The following is a 20293-nucleotide window of genomic DNA, read 5'->3' on the forward strand; positions in this document are numbered from 1 at the left end:
AGGAATTCGGTGAACGCAGGGTTTATTAATCGCTTAGTAGGGACCACCATTGTGGTTGTAGCGGCTATTGTCTTTATTCCAAATATTTTGGATGGAGAGAAGGTTCATTACACAGACGGCTTTAAAGCGATCCCTGAACGCCCAGAGTTCACGACGATTGACTTACAAGAGGCGATTGATAATAAGGTCGCCTCAACAGAGCAGCCCTTAGCAGCGCAGGTAGAAGATATTCAGGCTGATGACGCAAAGCTTGCTTCAGACCACGTTAAACAAATCGATGAACCCGCCAAAATGGTCGAAGCATCGACAGACGACACCGTGACTATTGCTAAAATAGAGCCTAAAGCGGAAGTTAAAACGCAAGTTAAAGCGCAGCCTAAGCCTGCTGAAAAAACAGCAGAACCGGCACGCAAAGCCGAAGAAAACTTGACGCAAATGGCTTATGTGATTCAACTCGGTAGCTTTTCGCACGCTCCAAACGTTAAATCACTGCAAGAAAAGCTAAAAGCAAACGGCTTTAAAACCTTCACTCGTCCAATTAAGACCCCTAATGGCACTTTAACAAAAGTCTTTGTGGGTCCGTCACTGAATAAGAAAGAGCTTGAGAGTAAACTGCCCGAGTTAAAACAGCTAACCAAGTTAAATGGCAAAGTTACTCAGTTTGAAGTAACAAAGTGATCTAACCTAAGTTGCACGCTTTCATACCAATGCGCTTATTTAGTTCCTTAAAGTGATTTAGTCTAATTGCGGATTGGTATAACCCCTTAACCCCTTAACCCCCTAACGAATCCTGTAACAGCGACAAGGGGGCTTTCACCGAACGGGTGGCGATACAGCTCAAGTATCATTTAAGTTGCCACAACACCGTATAGCCCCCCTTGTAACGTGCCAAAGGGCATGGCTAAAACATGTTTTTACTGCCTTGTTGATTTAGCCAAGATATCACTATTGCCTGCAATCAATGCCTTGTCTAAATACGTTTTATATCATGCTGAAATCTTGCATCTACAGGTGGTTTGGGTATAGAATGCGCCCCAAATTAACGACTAGTTGGTTATTATGATCTGGGTTGATTACGCCATACTTGGCATCATTGCACTGTCTACCATCATTGGCTTAATACGTGGCTTTGTAAAAGAAGCAATGTCATTGGCTGTATGGGCTGGCGCATTTATCATCTCTAGCTTGTTTTACCAATATTTAGCATCCTTCCTAACAAGTATTTCAGAACCCCTTTTAAGAAATGCTGCCGCAATAGCCATATTATTTTTTGCGACACTCCTGTTAGGTGGATTACTAAACTATATTTTAGGTGAGCTTGTACAACGTACTGGTTTATCTGGCACCGACCGTGTTTTTGGCATAGTGTTTGGTGCGCTTCGAGGCGTGTTGGTCGTGAGCGCGTTACTCTTCTTTCTTGATGCTTTTACCGGTGCACCTAATACGCATTGGTGGGGCAACTCTATTTTGATTCCAGAATTTGGCTTTGTTGTTGAGTGGTTCTTTTCGTACCTCGAAAACAACTCAAGTTTTTTAAATTCTGTAAACCGTTAATCGGCGAGGATAAATTTAATGTGTGGTATCGTTGGCATAGTCGGAACTTCTCCTGTTAATCAGGCGATATATGATGGCTTAACTGTTTTGCAACACCGCGGTCAAGATGCAGCTGGCATCATTACCATTGAAAACAACACGTTTAGCTTACGTAAAGCCAATGGCCTAGTTAAAGATGTATTTCATACCCGTCATATGAAGCGTCTACAAGGAACGATTGGTATTGGCCATGTTCGCTACCCGACAGCTGGTTCATCTAGCTCGTCTGAAGCGCAACCTTTCTATGTTAACTCGCCATTTGGTATTGCACTTGCGCACAATGGTAACTTAACAAATGCAGAAGCATTAAAGCAGCAATTATTTTCAGAAGCTCGCCGTCATGTTAATACAACATCAGACTCTGAGATCTTACTTAATATCATGGCGCATGAGTTAAGTAAGCCAAATAAATTAAAGCTTGAAGCACAAGACATTTTTGATGCTGTCACTGAAGTAATCAATAAAGTAAATGGTGGCTATGCAACAATTGCAATGATCATCGGCCACGGTATTGTTGCTTTTCGTGACCCGAATGGTATTCGTCCGTTAGTATTTGGTAAGCGTGAAACGGCAAACGGCACAGAATATATGTTTGCATCAGAAAGCGTCGCATTAAAAACAGACGGTTTTGAGTTTGTACGTGATGTTGCGCCAGGCGAAGCGATTTATGTGACTGAAGACGGTCAGCTTTTCTCTCAACCTTGTGCTGAAAAAACGAGTTACTCGCCTTGTATTTTTGAGTTTGTTTACTTTGCACGCCCAGATTCAAACATTGACCGTATGTCAGTGTATGCAACGCGTGTCAACATGGGTACCAAGCTCGGTGAAAAAATTGCACGTGAATGGGCCGATAAAGACATTGACGTTGTTATCCCTATTCCTGAAACATCATGTGATGTCGCACTGGAAATTGCCTCTGTACTTAACTTGCCATACCGCCAAGGTTTCGTTAAAAACCGTTATATTGGTCGTACATTTATCATGCCTGGCCAAGAAATGCGTAAAAAGTCAGTTCGCCAGAAATTAAATGCGATTGACCGTGAGTTCAAAGGTAAGAATGTACTGCTTGTAGATGATTCAATTGTACGTGGTACTACCTCAGCGCAAATCGTTGAGATGGCACGTGAGTCAGGTGCTAAAAATGTATACTTTGCTTCAGCAGCGCCTGAAATACGCTTCCCGAACGTGTATGGTATTGACATGCCTTCGGCTGCTGAGCTGATTGCGCATGGCCGTGAAGTAGAAGACATTAATGCAAGTATTGGTGCAGATGGCCTAATCTATCAGTCACTTGATGACTTAATCTCGGCAGTAAGCCAAGAGAACCCTGAAATCACACGTTTTGAAACATCGGTATTTGATGGTCAGTATATTACGGGTGATATTGATCAGGATTATTTAAACCGCATTGACCGCTTACGTAATGATTCAGCGAAATCAACGCGTGAAAATGCAATGTCGTCAGGTTTAGAGTTACACAATCAAGAAGAGAATGGTGCTGATTAATTAGCAACTCGCTTGAATAATAAAAAAGGAGCTTGCGAGCTCCTTTTTTGTTTGTGGAAAGAAAGGATTTAATTCTCGTTAGGTAAACATAGGATGGACAATGCCGTTAGTCCACAAAATAGCGGTTGCAGCTAAAATAATGACCAATAAAATCAGTCCGCATGTGACCACTGAACTGGCATAAATAAAACCTCGCTCCTCAGGGATATGCATTAAAATGGGCACCCCTGTGTAGAGTAAATATACCGAGTAAGCAAGCGCGACCAAGCCTACACACACGACAAACCACAGCTCGGGTAGAAATGCAGCAAGCGATGACATAAACACCGGTGTTGCCGTATACGCAGCAAGTTCCAAAGTTTGTGTAAAGGTCGGTTTTGCACCAAACGTAACGGCCATCCAATGCGCAAGGTAGGCCAGCGCAAATACGCCTACTATTAGTGCAAAATACATCGCAACCGCGATAAGCAATGCACTATCATGGGTCAAAAAGACTGCCTCACCTGAGCCAATGCTCCAACCCAAATGAACTGAAGAGTAATACCCCATAATAGAGGGGATACACGCGATAAGTAAGATATGTGATAAGCTGTAACGCAAGCTTTCATGCCGGTTATCAATGGTTTGCCACTCTTCGAGTGGATGAGCATATAAGCCCCATAGATGGTTTAGAATCATAATTGTTGCCCCTGTAAAAAAGGAATATGAGCTGTTTTATTTTTGTACAGCTTTGATTAAGTTATGGTTCACTTATTAAATCTTGTCAAGAAGCTGAAATAATCGAATACTCAGTTAAGATGTAACTCTTTAGTGCATATAAGAAATTACTTTTGCCCTGATTTGGGTCATGGAGTGAAACGATATTTATGTGGTAAAATGCACGCTTGTTTGACGATGAGAATAGAATCAGTGCCTTACTCTGCATTATTAGCCCCGATACAGTCATTTTTGCAATGCGAAACACCCGATGAGTGGATTGTTGCGGCAACCAAAAAAGAAAACTTAGATATCGTATTAATCGATCACTTAATTTGTGAATTAAAAGCGGCACAGAGTGCGATGTTTTTAATTCGTAAGTATGCGGTTGATAAAGAAAGTGCGGATGCGTTACTTGAGTGGTTAAAGCCCTTTGAAACACTTATTTATAAGCGCGACGGCGATTGGCGTGAGCTTGCAGATAAAAACAAGCTGACTAAGTCGATGATCCCAAAGTCGGATTCACCTTATGGGCAAGATCTCATTGATAAAATGGTCATGCTTATTAAAGAAGAGCTGCATCATTTTTATCAAGTGCTTGAGATTATGGATGAATATGGCATTGAGTATAAAAGTATTACCCCATGTCGTTATGCCAAAGGGATGCTGCGCCACGTAAAAACTTACGAGCCAGATGCCTTAGTTGATAAGTTAATTATTGGTGCCTACATTGAAGCACGCTCGTGTGAACGTTTTGCCAAATTAGCGCCGCATGTTGATAAACGCTTAGGTGATTTTTATATTTCATTGCTGCGCTCAGAAGCGCGTCATTACCAAGACTATTTAACACTTGCGCAAGAGATCAGTGAGTTCGATATCAGCGAGCGTGTCGAATTTTTTGCGCACATTGAAGCTGAGTTAATTTCAACGCCTGATGACGATTTTAAATTTCACAGTGGGGTGCCTGCTTAAGGCATCTCAGTGCGAATAAATGGTGAGTAGAAGGCTTGTTTTTCTTTGTCACTTAGATGATAACGATTAAGGATTATTTCTGCTTGGCCATTGTTAATTATTTCGACCAAGCCTTTTTCTAATTCGTTTTGAAATTCAATTGATTGAGGATGGCTTTTAGCTGAAATGATATAAAGTTGATGAGTCGCAATATTGGGTTTTAACGCGGTAATAACCACATCGCTGTTTTGTAATTTACTATTATGTGCGAGCCAGTATTCAGCCACTTCTTTCGTACCTGCTACGAGGTCAATCCGCTCTTGCTGAAGCAAGTAAAGGCTTTCAACTAAATCACGTGTGGTTGTAATACCTAATGTTGTGTTGTTCGTAAATTCTTCACTACTTACATAATCTTCTCCTTTACTTATCGTGTAAGGCAGGAGAGATTCGAGAGAGCCATCGTATCGAATTACGGCATCTTGGCGCTTAAACAAGACAACATTGGCAAAGCCGAGAGGTTTTGAATAATAAAATACTTTGGCTCGCTCTTCTGAGTAAAAAGCACCTAGAACAGCAATGTGCTTATGTCGTTTGGCTAATTTAAGTGCCCGAGCCCACTGTGTATATTCAATGACGGCTTTTTTATTTTGACTTTTTAAAGCGGCAATAACCACCTCATGAACCCAACCCGGTTTTTCACTATTATCGATTAGAAAAGGTGGGAAAGGCTCTGTGACTAACCGCCAAGTTTGGCTATTGAGTGTAAAGCAAACTAGTAAGCAGCACAGGCATGTTAATCGTGTAATCATAAAACGGCACGCTTTAAACGGAGACTCTGTTCAAGCATAGCTAAAATTCTTACGATTTAAAGGGGGTGTGGACGAGTTCTTGATTGTTGGGGGTTACTCTTAAATATGAGCCTTGTTCATACCAGTCACCTAACACAGTACGAATTAACGTTTTACCATTAACAGTGTAATGATGAACATTTGGGCGGTGTGTATGACCGTGGATCATATTGGCAACGTGGTGCTTTTTGAACATGGCAAGAACAGCTTCTTCGGTTACATCAAGAATTTCGAGTGCTTTACCTGCTTGGCTTTGTTTTGACTTTTCGCGGGCGTTACGGGCAATTTTCTTTCTGTACCATAGTGGCATTGCTAACATGAGCTTAGGCCACCACCAACCACGACTTTTTTTACGAAACTTTTGATATTCAATATCTTGAGTACACATTTCATCGCCATGCAGTAGCACCGTCGGCGTGCCATATAAATCAATAACAACCTGTTCAGGCAGCAACGTCATATTGGCGCTGTTGGCATAGCCGTCACGCATAATAAAGTCTCGATTGCCGTGTATGAAAAAAAGCTCAGTACCACTTTCAGCTGCTTGTCTTAAGTGTGCAGCCACACGTTCTGAAAGTGTCGTTTGATAGTCATCACCAACCCAAACTTCAAAAAAATCACCCAGAATATATAACGCATCTACGTCATCATTAATAATCTTGTCATCAAGAAAATCAAAAAATGCCGTGGTGATATCAGGGCGGTTTTCTGTTAAATGGAGGTCGGCAATAAAATAGCTCTGTTTCATAGTCACTCGCAAAAAAGCGGGCTTAAGCCCGCTTATAAAGACTCACCGTTAGCTTAGCTAACAGTTACTTTTTCGATAATTACATCTTCAAGTGGTACGTCTTGGTGGAAGCCTGCGCTGCCAGTCGCAACACCTTTGATTTTGTTTACGATGTCCATACCTTCAACTACTTCTGCAAACACACAATAGCCCCAGCCTTGTGAAGTTTCGCTGCTGAAGTTTAAGAAATCATTGTCGTTCACGTTAATAAAGAACTGTGCAGTCGCTGAATGTGGATCAGGCGTACGTGCCATAGCTAATGTACCAACTTTGTTTGCTAGGCCATTGTTTGCTTCATTTTGAATAGGGTTATTAACTTCTTTTTGAACCATTCCTGGCTCAAAACCACCGCCTTGAACCATGAAACCATCAATTACACGGTGGAAAATAGTGCCGTTGTAAAAGCCTGCGTTTGCATACTCTAAAAAGTTTTTAACAGTGTTTGGTGCATCGCTTTCGTGCATTTTGATGGTGATATCACCAAAGTTTGTGTGTAGAACAACCATGAGGTTTCCTATATCTGGTTTAATAATGCCGTTATTTTATAGCACTTAGCTAAGATTAACAAAGTGCTTGTTGAGAAGATTAACAAAGTGCTTGTTCAATTGATAAAGCGCTAGAGCAGTGGCTTTGCAAGTGTTACCATAGAGAATCTCGAAACACCGTTAAGGACATTTTATAAATGGTACAAATTTACAACACACTTACACGACAAAAAGAACAGTTTAAACCCCTTGTTGATGGCAAAATCGACATGTATGTGTGTGGTATCACTATTTATGATTACTGTCACATTGGACATGCGCGTACTTTTGTTGGCTTCGACGTTATTGTCCGTTACCTGCGCCATATTGGTTACGACTTAAAATATGTCCGCAATATTACGGACGTTGATGACAAAATAATCAAGCGTGCTCATGAAAACGGTGAGTCTATAAATGACTTAACAGTCCGTATGACTAAAGCGATGCACGAAGACTTTGATAGTTTAAACATGCTTCGTCCTGATGTTGAGCCAACGGTAACCAACCACATGGATGAAATCATCGCCATGGTTGAGTGTTTAATAGCGAAAGGTCATGCTTACGTAGCAGCTGACGGCGATGTATTGTTTGATGTATCAACATTTGAGCAATACGGCGCACTTTCACAGCAAGACTTAACTATGTTGCAAGCGGGTTCGCGTGTTGAAGTTGCGCAAGATAAGCAAGATCCGCTTGATTTCGTACTTTGGAAAAGAGCCAAGCCAGGTGAGCCTTCGTGGTCATCGCCATGGGGTGAGGGTCGTCCTGGTTGGCATATTGAGTGTTCGGCAATGAGCTCTAAACATTTAGGTGAGCATTTTGATATTCATGGGGGAGGATCAGATTTACAGTTCCCTCACCACGAAAACGAAATTGCTCAATCATGCTGTGCAAACAACGGTAAGTACGTAAATACCTGGATCCACACAGGCATGGTGCAGGTAAATAAAGAGAAGATGTCTAAGTCATTGAACAACTTCTTTACCGTACGTGACGTACTAACAGAGTACGATGCTGAGTCGGTTCGTTATTTCTTAATTTCGGGTCATTACCGCAGCCAACTTAATTACTCGCAAGAGAACCTTGAGCAAGCACGCTCTTCATTAGAGCGCATTTACACGGCATTACGCGGTGTAACACCTGTTGAGTGTGAATTAGCCGACAATGAATACGTTACAAAATTCAGAAAAGCAATGGACGATGACTTCAATACACCTGAAGCATTACCTGTGTTATTTGAATTAGCAAAAGAGCTTAACCGTGTGAAAGACAGCGATGCAGAGCAAGCTGGAAAATTAGCTTTTGTGCTTCGTAGTATTGCCGAAGTATTAGGTGTTGCGCAGCAAGACCCAGAAGCTTTCCTGCAAGGCGGTCAAGACGATGACGAAGTAGCACAGATTGAGGCCTTAATCATGCAACGTAATGAAGCCCGCGCTAACAAAGATTGGGCCGCTGCTGATGAAGCACGTGATGCGCTAAATGCGTTAGGTGTGGTGCTTGAAGACTCTGCTGGAAAAACAACGTGGCGTAAAGCGTAAACACTAAGCTAAAATTGAAACCGACAAAAGGTTGCCATATTGGCAGCCTTTTTTGTTTTTAGTTTTTTATTTTTAAGTATTGACCTCAATAAAGGTTGAGGTTTTATTCTATCGCTATTGTGCATTTACAAGGACTTACATTGAATATTTTTCTTGCCATGATCCCCGCTTTTTTATGGGGTACAACTTATGCGGTGACAAAATATGCGACCCCTGATTGGCCGCCGTTATTATTAGGTGCGTTACGCGCATTACCCGCAGGGTTACTTTTATTATTAATAAAACCAAGCTTTCCTCGCGCGCGTCAATGGCCCAGCTTACTCGTTTTAGGCGCCATAAACATCGCCCTGTTTTTTGCGTTTATCTTTATTATGGCGATTAATCTTCCTGCAGCAATTGCTGGTGTTGGCATGGTGTCGGTCCCCGTGGTCGCACTTTTATATGCATGGATAGCAAAAGGACAGCGACCCGCAAAGCCTCAAGCTATTAGTGCAGCCGTATTAGTCGTGCTTGCATGGTTATTGTTCGACCCCGCTTATGTCGCTTTAAATGCACTGGGTGTCGGTGCTTTATTGGGGGCATTACTGACGATTGTGATTGGCAGTACCCTTGTACAAACCTTATCAGTCAGTATTCATTGGTGGGTGGTGCTTACATGGCAGTTAATTATTGGCGGTACTATTTTATTACTCGCTGCGGTTATAGACGGCAGCTTCATTAATCCAACAAATTACCACAGCGTTTTTGAGCCTATTTCAACGCTACAATACAGTGCATTATTTTGGCTTATTGTGCCCAATACAGCGATTGCCTATATTTTATATGTATGGTTACTTGGGCGTATGAGTGTGGCTGAATTTTCGTTTGGCACGATTGCGAATCCAATTGCAGGGATCATCTGTGCAATTATTTTATTAAATGAGCAATACCAACCATGGCAGTATCTGATTATGTTTACGATGATTATTTTTTCGGTGTTGCCGCAAATGCTAAAACTTAAACGCGTGTAAACGTATTCGTTTCACAATAAAAAAGGGTTGCCATGTGGCAACCCTTTTTACAATCAATCATTATTAGCTGTGATATTTTTCACATGCTTCAAGGGTGTTCTCAATGAGGCTTGCAACAGTCATCGGGCCGACACCACCTGGCACAGGCGTGATGAAGTGCGCTTTTTGTTCGGCAATATCATATTGAACATCACCCACAAGTTTGCCAGATTCAAGGCGGTTAATACCTACATCAATGACGATAGCGCCTTCTTTAACCCAGTCACCAGGAATAAATTCGGGTTTACCTACAGCCACCACCAATAAGTCTGCACGACGCACATGAGTTTCTAAATCCTGCGTGAATTTATGACACACCGTTGTTGTACAACCGGCAAGCAGTAACTCAAGTGACATAGGACGACCAACAATGTTCGATGCACCAACCACAACCGCATGCATGCCTTTATAACGCACACCCGTAGAGTCGAGTAGGGTAATAATCCCTTTAGGTGTACAGGGGCGAAGTGCTGGCATACGCTGTGCTAAACGGCCAATGTTATAAGGATGGAAACCATCAACATCTTTATGAGGGGTAATACGTTCAAGAATCTTCTCTGCATCAAGACCTTGCGGCAAAGGAAGTTGAACTAAAATGCCGTCTACTTCTTTGTCTTCATTAAGTTGATCAATTAATGCGAGTAAGTCTTGCTCTGTCGTGTCGCCAGGTAAATCGTAAGATTTAGAAACAAAGCCGACTTCTTCACAGGCTTTGCGTTTTGAACCTACATATACTTGGCTTGCTGGATCTTGACCAACTAACACGACTGCGAGTCCTGGAGCACGTAAACCGTTTGCAACACGCGCTGCAACTCGTTCTGCCACATTACTGCGTACTTGTTTAGCTATTGCCTTACCATCGATGATGTTTGCCGTCATGGGTGACCTTTCATTGGGGTTAGTTAACTTGATACTGATACATCAAAATATGATCATCCGAATAAGGGGCATGGATATAACAAACACGTTTGTTTGATCATATTTTATTATGCTGCGTATTTTCGCAGAAAAGCTGCATAGCGCCAAGATGCAATATGATATAAAGCGTCTATTTATAAAAAAGAGTTCAAATTTTAGCTTATATTTGCAATATTTAACCATTATGAACTAAAAGTGACCGATTGAATTATTTTCTTAAAAAAATGTTTGACCTGACTCGGCCAAATCACTATTATGCACCCCGTTGTTAACGAGGTCACTCGCAAACAATAGTAAGCATCGGCGATTAGCGCAGTTTGGTAGCGCACTTGGTTTGGGTCCAAGGGGTCGCAGGTTCAAATCCTGCATCGCCGACCACTTCTTCTTCAAGAAGCGGTTGCTTACAGGCAAACTTTTGAAGTTTTCGATGCGCCCGTAGCTCAGCTGGATAGAGCAACGCCCTTCTAAGGCGTTGGTCGAAGGTTCGAATCCTTCCGGGTGCGCCATTTGAAAATATGTAAATGCCGTGGTGATTGTAGCTCAGTTGGTAGAGCCCCGGATTGTGATTCCGGTTGTCGTGGGTTCGAGCCCCATCAGTCACCCCAATTTACACACAGTATCGGCGATTAGCGCAGTTTGGTAGCGCACTTGGTTTGGGTCCAAGGGGTCGCAGGTTCAAATCCTGCATCGCCGACCACTTTCACTGTGGTTGTATTTTCAAAACTTTTCTTTATATCGGCGATTAGCGCAGTTTGGTAGCGCACTTGGTTTGGGTCCAAGGGGTCGCAGGTTCAAATCCTGCATCGCCGACCACTTTCTACTAGTATATTCATCTTGGTAATCTGAGCGTTTCATGCGCTAAATTAATACCGCTTAGTCATTCCCTTTTTAAACATTCTGATTTAATTAATCACCTTACTTTGCTGATAATTTTACGTTCGTTTTTTGTTCGTTTAAACGCAGATTGCCGCTATATAGACCAAATAATTGCCCCCTAGACTCGACTATCAAAAATATTAGGTTATAATGCCGCGTCTATTGTTTAACATAGTGCCCATAGGGGCAGAGCAGCAATGGTATCTCATGGTTACAATGCGCCGTTTTAAGTTGAATTTTTCAGCGTTAAAACTTGCTATCACTCATGGAGATCACCTTGTTTGTAAGGAAGGCGAACAGTCGCCAAAATTGAAGATTGAGGTAAATCATGCAAGTTTCTGTTGAGACGACTCAAGGCCTTGAGCGCCGTCTGACCATCACCGTTCCTGCAGAGAACGTTGAGACTGAAGTAAAAAAACGCTTACAACAACTGTCTAAAACCCAGCGTATCGATGGTTTCCGTCCTGGTAAAGTTCCAGCGTCTATCATCAACAAACGTTACGGTGCTGCAGTACGTCAAGAAGTTGCGGGCGAATTAATGCAACGCAACTACATCGAAGCAATCGTTTCTGAAAAAATCAACCCAGCGGGTGCACCAACTTTCGCACCAAAAGCGTTAGAAGCAGGTAAAGATTTAGAATTCGATGCAACGTTTGAAGTGTACCCTGAAGTTGAAATTCAAGGTCTAGATAAAATTAACGTTGAAAAACCAGCTGTTTCTGTTACTGACGAAGACCTAGCTAACATGCTAGAAACGTTACGTAAGCAACACGCATCGTGGACTGAAGTTGACGCTGCTGCGGGTGAAAAAGATCGTGTAACTATCGACTTCGTTGGTTCTATCGATGGTGAAGAGTTTGAAGGCGGTAAAGCTGAAGACTTCCCTCTAGAACTTGGTCAAGGTCGTATGATCCCAGGTTTCGAAGACAACATCGTTGGCAAAAAAGCGGGCGAAGAAGTTGTTGCTGAAGTAACATTCCCTGAAGAATATCACGCTGAAAACCTAAAAGGTAAAGCGGCTTCTTTCACTATTACTGTGAAGAAAGTTGAAACTCAAGAGCTTCCTGAGCTTAACGAAGAGTTCGCAACTAAATTCGGTGTTGCTGAAGGCGGCGTTGATGCACTGAAAGAAGAAGTTAAGAAAAACATGTCACGTGAGCTTGACCAAGCGGTTAAAGCTAACGTGAAAGACCAAGCTATCAAAGGTCTTTTAGCGAACAACGAAATCGACGTGCCAAAAGCACTAGTGGATCAAGAAATTGATGCTCTACGTCAACAAGCGGCACAACGTTTTGGCGGCAACGCTCAAAACATGCCTGAGCTTCCAGCTGAGTTATTCCATGAGCAAGCTGTAACTCGCGTTAAAACTGGCCTATTACTAGGTGAAGTGATTAAAGCGAACGAGCTTAAAGTTGATGACGCAAAAGTTGAAGAGTTAATTGCAACAGTGGCTTCTGCATACGAAGATCCAACTGAAGTAGTAGAATACTACAAAGCAAATGATCAACTAATGCAGCAAATGCGCAACGTAGCGATGGAAGAGCAAGCAGTTGAAGCTATCCTAGCTAAAGCAAACGTGACTGACGTTGAAAAAGCATTCGACGACATCATGAATCCACAGCAAGGTGCTTAATAAGTCATTGACTTAAGCTCTCGCTAGCGATTAAATGGCTCGTGTTACACTGTATTTATACAGCGTACTCGGGCCATTTTAGTTTGTGGTGGCCAGTTTCACCAAAACCAACAATACTTATGTTAATGCGCAACATTAAACATAAAGGATTGAAAATACATCTTTGTGTTCGCATATACTTAAATAGATTGAAAATACGCGTAAATTAACATTAGTATAAATGTGCTTTCCTTATAGTAAGGATGAGTCGCAGCGGATAAGGAATTAAATAAGAATGAACAGCGGTATGATAGACCCTCTAAACGCATTAGTCCCTATGGTTGTTGAGCAAACAGCAAAGGGTGAGCGCTCATATGATATTTACTCACGTCTTTTAAAAGAGCGCATTATTTTCTTAACAGGCCAAGTTGAAGATAACATGGCAAACTTGATTCTTGCGCAAATGCTGTTTTTAGAGTCAGAAAATCCAGAAAAAGATATTTATCTTTATATCAACTCGCCAGGTGGCTCGGTCACTGCAGGCATGGCGATTTACGATACAATGAATTTCATTAAGCCTGATGTCAGTACTATTTGTGTTGGCCAAGCGGCGAGCATGGGAGCCTTCTTGCTATCAGGTGGCGCTAAAGGCAAACGTTTTTGTTTACCTAACTCGCGTGTGATGATTCACCAACCACTTGGTGGTTTCCAAGGGCAGGCGTCTGATTTTGAAATTCATGCCCGTGAAATTTTATCAATTAAAGATAAACTAAATCGCTTGATGGCTGAGCATACGGGTCAGCCGTTAGACGTGGTATCGCGCGATACCGACCGTGACAACTTTATGAGTGCAAGCGAAGCGGTTGAATACGGTCTCGTTGATTCAGTATTTTCTAGTCGCGAAACAAAGTAATCTGAATAGCTAATGATATCGTATTATTAGCTATCACCCTTTACTATGCGAAAACTTATATTCTTTGATATAGTTAACCATAGTGAATTAGCAGCAGTTGCGTGCTGCTGCCAACGTAAAAAATGAGGTAGCTGAATGTCTGACACTCCTACAGACGGCGACAAAAGTAATAAATTGTTATACTGCTCTTTTTGTGGCAAAAGCCAGCATGAAGTTCGCAAATTAATTGCAGGCCCTTCAGTATACATTTGTGATGAATGTGTTGAGCTGTGTAACGATATAATCAGGGAAGAGATCAAAGACATTGCGCCGAAACATAGCGCGTCTGATAAACTGCCTGTGCCGAAAGAAATTCGTAATCACTTAGATGATTATGTGATTGGCCAAGACCACGCGAAAAAAGTACTGTCGGTTGCGGTATACAATCATTATAAACGTCTTCGTAATCAAACCATCAACGCTGATATTGAACTTGGTAAAAGTAATATCTTGTTAATTGGTCCTACAGGTAGTGGTAAAACATTACTTGCAGAAACGATGGCTCGTTTACTTGATGTGCCATTCACTATGGCTGATGCCACAACACTAACCGAAGCCGGTTATGTGGGTGAAGACGTCGAAAATATTATTCAAAAATTACTGCAAAAATGTGATTACGACGTCGAAAAAGCGCAACGTGGTATTGTTTATATTGATGAAATTGACAAGATTTCTCGTAAATCAGACAACCCGTCAATCACCCGCGATGTATCAGGCGAAGGTGTACAACAAGCACTTTTAAAACTGATTGAAGGCACGGTTGCCTCTGTACCACCGCAAGGCGGTCGTAAGCATCCGCAGCAAGAGTTTTTACAAGTTGATACGTCGAAAATCTTATTTATCTGTGGGGGTGCATTCGCAGGCCTAGATAAAGTGATTGAGCAGCGTAGTCACAAAAATACGGGTATTGGCTTTGGTGCTGAAGTTAAACAATCATCTGGCAGCCGCAGCTTAAGTGAGACATTTAAAGATGTTGAGCCTGAAGATCTGGTGAAGTACGGTTTAATTCCTGAGTTCATTGGTCGTCTACCGGTTGTTGCAACGTTAACAGAGCTGGATGAAGCCGCACTGATTCAAATTCTAAGTGAACCTAAAAATGCTTTAACTAAACAGTTCTCTGCATTGTTCGCAATGGAAGACGTTGAGCTTGAGTTCCGTGAAGATGCTTTATCAGCGATTGCGCACAAAGCAATGGAGCGTAAAACAGGTGCACGTGGCTTACGTTCAATCGTAGAAGGTGTATTACTTGATACCATGTATGAACTTCCTTCGATGGATGATGTAAGCAAAGTGGTAATTGACGAAACGGTTATTAAAGGTGAGTCAGACCCAATTTTGATTTACCAAAGTGGTAATCAAGACAAAGCGGCATCTGAATAAATTTGAAATAGTTCAAAATTTAAGCGGTTAAACATAAAAAAGGAGCCAATGGCTCCTTTTTTTATAAATATGTTGAACTTTCCCTTACATATCCCCATATACTTGAGTAATCTTTAAAATAAATGAAGTGCGAAGAGAATATAATGACGCTTGAGAGAACAGATCGAGTTGAAATCCCCGTGTTGGCACTGCGCGATGTAGTGGTATACCCGCACATGGTGATCCCGCTATTTGTTGGTCGTGAAAAATCAATAAAATGCTTAGAAGCGGCGATGGACAAAGACAAACAAATTTTCCTAGTGGCGCAAAAAGACGCCTCTGTTGATGATCCGCAACAAGATGATATCTACCGTGTTGGTACCATAGCCACAGTACTTCAGTTATTAAAGCTACCTGATGGCACCGTTAAAGTGCTTGTAGAAGGCACGCAGCGTGCGAGCGTCGAAACGTTTTTAGATAACGATGATTTCTTCGTTGCTGAGGCGCAGTTCATTGAATCAAGCCACATTGATGAGCAAGAACAAGATATCTTTATTCGTAGCGCTATTAGCCAATTTGAAGGCTATGTGAAACTCAATAAGAAAATCCCACCTGAAGTACTTACTTCTGTGTCGGGAATCGATGAGGCTGCACGTTTAGCGGATACAATGGCAGCGCATATGCCACTTAAAGTGCCAGAAAAACAAAAAGTACTTGAGATTTCTAATGTAACAGAACGTCTTGAGTACTTAATGGCCTTGATGGAAGGTGAGATAGACTTACTGCAAGTTGAGAAGAAAATTCGTACTCGCGTTAAAAAGCAGATGGAAAAATCGCAGCGTGAGTACTACCTCAACGAGCAAATGAAAGCGATTCAAAAAGAGCTTGGCGAGCTGGATGATGTACCAGATGAATTCGAAGCAATTAAAAAGCGTATCGAAGAATCGGGCATGCCAAAAGAAGCGCAAGAGAAAGCAAGTGCTGAACTTGCGAAGCTGAAAATGATGTCGCCTATGTCGGCAGAAGCCACCGTGGTTCGTTCATATATTGATACGCTTATCAATGTGCCATGGAAAAAACGCTCTAAAGTGAAAAAAGACTTAGCGGGTGCGCAAAAAATTCTTGATACCGACCATTACGGTTTAGACAAAGTCAAAGAACGTATTATTGAGTATCTTGCAGTCCAACAGCGTACTAATAAATTAAAAGGCCCAATTTTGTGCCTAGTGGGTCCACCGGGTGTGGGTAAAACATCACTAGGGCAGTCTATTGCGCGCTCTACGGGTCGTAAATATGTTCGTATGGCTTTAGGTGGCGTACGCGATGAAGCTGAAATACGTGGTCATCGTCGTACTTACATTGGTTCAATGCCAGGTAAGTTGATTCAGAACATGACCAAAGTTGGGGTTAAAAACCCACTGTTCTTATTAGACGAAATCGACAAGATGTCTTCTGATATGCGTGGTGACCCAGCTTCAGCATTGCTTGAGGTATTAGACCCAGAACAAAACAGCCATTTTGCTGATCACTATTTAGAAGTCGATTACGATTTATCTGATGTAATGTTTGTTGCTACATCAAATAGCTTTAATATTCCGGGTCCATTATTAGACCGTATGGAAGTAATTCGTTTATCGGGCTACACCGAAGATGAGAAGCTAAATATTGCCAAGCAGCATTTAATTCCAAAGCAAGTTAAGCGTAATGGTCTTAAAGATAGCGAAGTTGAGATTGAAGATAGCGCCATCATTGGTATTATTCGCTACTACACCCGCGAAGCTGGTGTGCGTAATCTTGAACGTGAAGTGTCTAAGCTGTGTCGTAAAGCAGTGAAAAATATTTTGCTTAATAAAGACATTAAGAAAGTCACCATTGACGAAGACAACCTAGAAGAATTCCTAGGTGTGCAGCGCTTTGATTACGGTAAAGCAGAAGATGGTGATCGTATAGGCCAAGTAACGGGTTTAGCGTGGACTGAAGTAGGCGGTGACTTATTAACGATTGAGTCAGCCGCAGTGCCTGGTAAAGGCAAACTAACGTACACGGGATCGCTGGGCGATGTGATGCAAGAGTCAATTCAAGCAGCAATGACTGTGGTGCGTAATCGCGCGGATAAATTGCGTATCAATAGTGACTTTTACGAAAAACGTGACATACATGTCCACGTGCCTGAAGGTGCAACACCCAAAGATGGCCCAAGTGCGGGTATTGCCATGGTGACAGGTTTAGTATCGAGCTTAACGGGTAACCCGGTACGTTCTGATGTTGCCATGACGGGTGAAATCACTTTACGTGGTGAAGTACTTCCAATTGGTGGCTTAAAAGAGAAACTTTTAGCTGCCCACCGTGGCGGTATTAAAACCGTTATTATTCCAAAAATTAACGAACGTGACTTAAAAGAGATCCCTGATAACGTTTTAGAGGGTCTTGAAATTCACCCAGTTACATGGATTGATGACGTTTTAAAGATAGCTTTGAAGCACCCAGTAGAGAGTTTTTCAGTCGAAACTGAAAAAAACCAGTAAAAAACAGCAAAAAAGTGCTTTTAGGGGCTTTTCAAATACAAAGGGTATGATAAGTTAAGCACTAGTTTTCAAGCCTAGGCCTTATGTGGCCTAGGGTTGAGAAAAATATAATAACCTGAGCATAAACTTAACTTGCTCATAAATTTTCAAAACAGTGATGTTAATTAAAAAAACAATCGCTCTTGATAATAACAATGAAAGAGGATGATATTGTGAATAAATCTCAATTAATCGATCAAATCGCAGCTGATGCTGACATTTCTAAAGCGGCTGCTGGTCGTGCACTAGATTCATTCATCGAGGCTGTTTCAGGCGCTCTTAAAGATGGCGATTCAGTGGCGCTAGTTGGCTTTGGTACTTTCTCAGTACGTGAGCGTGCAGCGCGTTCAGGTCGTAACCCACAAACTGGTGAAGCTATCCAGATTGCAGCAGCAAACATTCCTTCTTTCAAAGCAGGTAAAGCGCTGAAAGACGCAGTAAACTAATCAATAAAAGATTAGTAAGGTGAGAGATACCTAATCACACTTAAATTGAATTAGGTAACTTAGCACCAGTTACTTCAAGTGAAAAAGCGTATCTGGTAAGATACGCTTTTTTTACATGAGCAGGGTTAATTTGTACCTGATCAGAATAGAGATAGATAAATGCTTGAGAAAATCAGAGAAGGTTCGCAGGGACCTGCAGCCAAAATTATTTTAGGCGCGGTGATTTTATCTTTTGCTTTAGCTGGGATCGGTGGTTATTTAGGACAAACCACAGAGCAACCCGTTGCAGAAGTAAATGGAGTTAAAATTAGCCAAACCGAATTCAGCCGTGCTTATCAAAATGAGCGTAATCGTTTAGAGCAACAATTTGGTGAATATTTTGCGCAAATCGCAGCCGATCCAAATTACATGGCACAAATCCGCCAAGGCGTAATTGACCGTTTAGTACAACAAGAATTGCAAACTCAACTAGCGGCAGAATTAGGTCTTCGTGTTAGTGACGAAAGTGTTCGTAAAGCTATTTTAGAAATGCCTTACTTCCAAGTGGGTGGCCAGTTTAATAACGACCGCTATCTACAAGTACTTCGTCAAATGAACTTTCAACCAGATACTTTTAGAGAGTATCTACGTGAAGATATGACGCGTAGCCAACTTGTGGGTGCTGTTGCAGGAACTGATTTCGTATTAGAAAACGAATTAAACAACAGTGTTGCACTTCAACAACAAACGCGCAGTATCGATTACCTTGTTGTTACTAAAGAGTCGTTACAAGAAGGCGTTGAAGTAAGCGAACAAGAAATTGCTGATTACTATGACCTAAATCAACCGCAGTTTTTAGCACCTGAGCAAGTATCAGTGAGCTACATTGATTTAAATGCGGCGAATCTGAGCCTAGATTCAAGCGTGTCAGAAGAAGATGTAAAAGCGTATTACGATCAAAATAGCGCGCAATATATTGAGCCAGAAAAACGCCGTGTTTCACATATCTTAATTGATAATAGTGAAGACGATGATGCTGCAAAAGCGAAAGCAGAAGAGTTACTTGCACAACTTAAAAATGGTGCAGACTTTGCGCAGCTTGCTGAGTCGTCATCAGACGATGTCGTGAGTGCTGAGATGGGCGGTGATCTTGATTGGATAGAACGCGACATGATGGACCCTGCGTTTGAAGAGGCAACATATGCACTTGCAAACGAAGGTGACATTTCTGATGTTGTAGAATCTGAGTTTGGTTATCACATCATCAAACTGACAGATATTCAAACACAGCAAGTAAAACCTTATGCTGACGTAAAAGGCGAGTTAAGTGCTGAGCTGGAGCGTTCTAAGAAAGTGAATGCTTTCTATGAGAAGCAAACAGAAATGGGTGAATTAGCGTTTGAAATCTCTGACACATTAAACGATGCAGCAGAAGCGGCAGGTGTTGAAGTTCAAAAAACAGAGCTAGTAACGCGTAACGCATTACCAGAGCCACTTAATAACCCACAAGTTATTGCGGCAATTTTCTCTCCAGAAGTGTTAGAAGATCGCATGAACTCAGAAGTGATTGAAGTGGGTGATGAGCATGCTGTTGTTGTTCGAGTGAATGATCACAAACCAGCAACGACGAAGCCACTTGCAGATGTTTCAGAGCAAATCAAAGCGACGTTAGTTGCGCAGAAAGCATCTGAACTTGCTAAAGATAAAGCACGTACTCTGTATGCAGATATTGAAGCAGGTAAAAGCTTAAGTGATATTGCGGCAGCTGAAGGCTTAGAAGTTCGCCAAGAAGCGGCGTTAGCACGTCAAGCGTACACCGTTTCACCCGCTATTGTTCAACAGGCATTTAGAATGGCACACCCACAAGGTGCACCCGTGACAGATGTTGTTGATTTAAATAATGGTGACTCTGCGATTGTTGCGCTTAAAGCGGTGAATGAAGCTCAAAGCAGTGATATTAATGAGCAACAAAAACAAAACATCACGATGGCGCAAGTAAATAAAAACTATATGGTATTTATTGCTGCACTTAAAGCGCAAGCTGATGTAAAAGTACCTAAAGCTGCTCAACCTACAGAGTAAGCTATTAGTTAGT

At 41.9% G+C, this 20293-nt stretch carries 17 protein-coding genes and 5 tRNA genes; 17 read left to right on the plus strand and 5 right to left on the minus strand.

Going from position 1 to position 20293, the window contains the following annotated elements:
- The first annotated feature begins 9 nt into the window (after positions 1-9).
- From GZH31_RS05150 to purF, 3 genes are all read left to right on the plus strand, one after another.
- Positions 10-678 carry an SPOR domain-containing protein gene (locus GZH31_RS05150; RefSeq protein ID WP_036969853.1) on the plus strand — a complete coding sequence of 223 codons (669 nt, stop codon included), beginning with the start codon at positions 10-12 and terminating at the stop codon, positions 676-678.
- A gap of 381 nt (positions 679-1059) precedes the next feature.
- A complete protein-coding gene (locus tag GZH31_RS05155) occupies positions 1060-1554 on the plus strand; it encodes a CvpA family protein (RefSeq protein WP_036969851.1) in 495 nt (164 codons plus the stop codon).
- A gap of 18 nt (positions 1555-1572) precedes the next feature.
- Positions 1573-3099: an amidophosphoribosyltransferase gene (purF, locus tag GZH31_RS05160; protein WP_065978800.1), complete on the plus strand. Its 1527-nt coding sequence runs from the start codon at positions 1573-1575 to the stop codon at positions 3097-3099.
- A gap of 78 nt (positions 3100-3177) precedes the next feature.
- Here purF and GZH31_RS05165 read toward each other — a convergent pair whose 3' ends face one another.
- Positions 3178-3777 carry a Yip1 family protein gene (locus GZH31_RS05165; RefSeq protein WP_036969848.1) on the minus strand — a complete coding sequence of 200 codons (600 nt, stop codon included), beginning with the start codon at positions 3775-3777 and terminating at the stop codon, positions 3178-3180.
- Positions 3778-4008: 231 nt separating this feature from the next.
- On the opposite strand from GZH31_RS05165, the gene miaE reads away from it, so the two are divergent.
- Positions 4009-4767, plus strand: a complete 759-nt coding sequence (gene miaE / locus GZH31_RS05170; protein ID WP_036971653.1) for a tRNA isopentenyl-2-thiomethyl-A-37 hydroxylase MiaE — start codon at positions 4009-4011, stop codon at positions 4765-4767.
- Here the strand turns inward: miaE and GZH31_RS05175 are convergent.
- The 3 genes from GZH31_RS05175 to GZH31_RS05185 are packed head-to-tail and all read right to left on the minus strand — an operon-like array spanning position 4764 to position 6887.
- Complete coding sequence (locus GZH31_RS05175; protein ID WP_180311445.1) at positions 4764-5555, minus strand: ABC transporter substrate-binding protein; 792 nt, start codon at positions 5553-5555, stop codon at positions 4764-4766. The two genes, miaE and GZH31_RS05175, sit on opposite strands and share 4 nt — an antisense overlap.
- Before the next feature lie 49 nt (positions 5556-5604).
- Entirely contained in the window at positions 5605-6342 is a 738-nt protein-coding gene (locus GZH31_RS05180; RefSeq protein ID WP_180311446.1) for a UDP-2,3-diacylglucosamine diphosphatase, read from the minus strand.
- A gap of 53 nt (positions 6343-6395) precedes the next feature.
- Positions 6396-6887 carry a peptidylprolyl isomerase gene (locus tag GZH31_RS05185; protein ID WP_036969841.1) on the minus strand — a complete coding sequence of 164 codons (492 nt, stop codon included), beginning with the start codon at positions 6885-6887 and terminating at the stop codon, positions 6396-6398.
- Positions 6888-7063: 176 nt separating this feature from the next.
- Between GZH31_RS05185 and cysS the strand changes: the two genes are divergently transcribed.
- Together cysS and GZH31_RS05195 are read left to right on the plus strand one after the other, a co-directional pair.
- Complete coding sequence (cysS, locus tag GZH31_RS05190) at positions 7064-8443, plus strand: cysteine--tRNA ligase (protein WP_118844122.1); 1380 nt, start codon at positions 7064-7066, stop codon at positions 8441-8443.
- Between the two features lie 140 nt (positions 8444-8583).
- Complete coding sequence (locus GZH31_RS05195) at positions 8584-9453, plus strand: DMT family transporter (protein WP_036969839.1); 870 nt, start codon at positions 8584-8586, stop codon at positions 9451-9453.
- Positions 9454-9516: 63 nt separating this feature from the next.
- Here the strand turns inward: GZH31_RS05195 and folD are convergent, their stop codons facing one another.
- Entirely contained in the window at positions 9517-10371 is an 855-nt protein-coding gene (gene folD, locus GZH31_RS05200; protein ID WP_036969836.1) for a bifunctional methylenetetrahydrofolate dehydrogenase/methenyltetrahydrofolate cyclohydrolase FolD, read from the minus strand.
- 340 nt (positions 10372-10711) lie between these two features.
- Here folD and GZH31_RS05205 point away from each other — a divergent pair.
- The 11 genes from GZH31_RS05205 (at position 10712) to ppiD (ending at position 20280) form a co-directional block, all read left to right on the plus strand.
- Positions 10712-10788: transfer RNA gene (locus tag GZH31_RS05205), tRNA-Pro, on the plus strand.
- A gap of 51 nt (positions 10789-10839) precedes the next feature.
- A tRNA-Arg gene (locus tag GZH31_RS05210) sits at positions 10840-10916 on the plus strand.
- A 23-nt stretch (positions 10917-10939) separates the two neighbouring features.
- Positions 10940-11015 (plus strand) — tRNA-His (locus tag GZH31_RS05215).
- Between the two features lie 15 nt (positions 11016-11030).
- Positions 11031-11107: transfer RNA gene (locus GZH31_RS05220), tRNA-Pro, on the plus strand.
- Between the two features lie 39 nt (positions 11108-11146).
- Positions 11147-11223, plus strand: a tRNA-Pro gene (locus GZH31_RS05225).
- 391 nt (positions 11224-11614) lie between these two features.
- Entirely contained in the window at positions 11615-12919 is a 1305-nt protein-coding gene (tig, locus tag GZH31_RS05230; RefSeq protein ID WP_074988630.1) for a trigger factor, read from the plus strand.
- Between the two features lie 274 nt (positions 12920-13193).
- Positions 13194-13811 (plus strand): ATP-dependent Clp endopeptidase proteolytic subunit ClpP, encoded by a 618-nt coding sequence (clpP, locus tag GZH31_RS05235; RefSeq protein ID WP_036969828.1) that lies wholly within the window; start codon positions 13194-13196, stop codon positions 13809-13811.
- A 135-nt stretch (positions 13812-13946) separates the two neighbouring features.
- Positions 13947-15230 carry an ATP-dependent protease ATP-binding subunit ClpX gene (gene clpX / locus GZH31_RS05240; RefSeq protein WP_036969827.1) on the plus strand — a complete coding sequence of 428 codons (1284 nt, stop codon included), beginning with the start codon at positions 13947-13949 and terminating at the stop codon, positions 15228-15230.
- A gap of 143 nt (positions 15231-15373) precedes the next feature.
- A complete protein-coding gene (gene lon / locus GZH31_RS05245) occupies positions 15374-17734 on the plus strand; it encodes an endopeptidase La (RefSeq protein ID WP_036969826.1) in 2361 nt (786 codons plus the stop codon).
- A 212-nt stretch (positions 17735-17946) separates the two neighbouring features.
- Positions 17947-18219, plus strand: a complete 273-nt coding sequence (locus tag GZH31_RS05250) for an HU family DNA-binding protein (RefSeq protein ID WP_036971652.1) — start codon at positions 17947-17949, stop codon at positions 18217-18219.
- Between the two features lie 159 nt (positions 18220-18378).
- Positions 18379-20280, plus strand: coding sequence for a peptidylprolyl isomerase (ppiD, locus tag GZH31_RS05255; RefSeq protein ID WP_180311447.1), 1902 nt, complete (start codon positions 18379-18381; stop codon positions 20278-20280).
- Positions 20281-20293 lie beyond the last annotated feature (13 nt).

Origin of the sequence: Pseudoalteromonas sp. JSTW (genome assembly GCF_013423925.1) — a bacterium.
Classification (GTDB): Bacteria; Pseudomonadota; Gammaproteobacteria; order Enterobacterales; family Alteromonadaceae; genus Pseudoalteromonas; species Pseudoalteromonas lipolytica.

Bases quoted from the DNA above. Each gene is read 5' to 3' on its own strand.
- GZH31_RS05155 (WP_036969851.1), top strand. From the start codon at position 1,060: ATGATCTGGGTTGATTACGCCATACTTGGCATCATTGCACTGTCTACC.
- purF (WP_065978800.1), top strand. From the start codon at position 1,573: ATGTGTGGTATCGTTGGCATAGTCGGAACTTCTCCTGTTAATCAGGCG.
- GZH31_RS05165 (WP_036969848.1), bottom strand. From the start codon at position 3,777: ATGATTCTAAACCATCTATGGGGCTTATATGCTCATCCACTCGAAGAG.
- GZH31_RS05175 (WP_180311445.1), bottom strand. From the start codon at position 5,555: ATGATTACACGATTAACATGCCTGTGCTGCTTACTAGTTTGCTTTACA.
- GZH31_RS05180 (WP_180311446.1), bottom strand. From the start codon at position 6,342: ATGAAACAGAGCTATTTTATTGCCGACCTCCATTTAACAGAAAACCGC.
- GZH31_RS05185 (WP_036969841.1), bottom strand. From the start codon at position 6,887: ATGGTTGTTCTACACACAAACTTTGGTGATATCACCATCAAAATGCAC.
- cysS (WP_118844122.1), top strand. From the start codon at position 7,064: ATGGTACAAATTTACAACACACTTACACGACAAAAAGAACAGTTTAAA.
- folD (WP_036969836.1), bottom strand. From the start codon at position 10,371: ATGACGGCAAACATCATCGATGGTAAGGCAATAGCTAAACAAGTACGC.
- tig (WP_074988630.1), top strand. From the start codon at position 11,615: ATGCAAGTTTCTGTTGAGACGACTCAAGGCCTTGAGCGCCGTCTGACC.
- clpP (WP_036969828.1), top strand. From the start codon at position 13,194: ATGAACAGCGGTATGATAGACCCTCTAAACGCATTAGTCCCTATGGTT.
- clpX (WP_036969827.1), top strand. From the start codon at position 13,947: ATGTCTGACACTCCTACAGACGGCGACAAAAGTAATAAATTGTTATAC.
- lon (WP_036969826.1), top strand. From the start codon at position 15,374: ATGACGCTTGAGAGAACAGATCGAGTTGAAATCCCCGTGTTGGCACTG.
- ppiD (WP_180311447.1), top strand. From the start codon at position 18,379: ATGCTTGAGAAAATCAGAGAAGGTTCGCAGGGACCTGCAGCCAAAATT.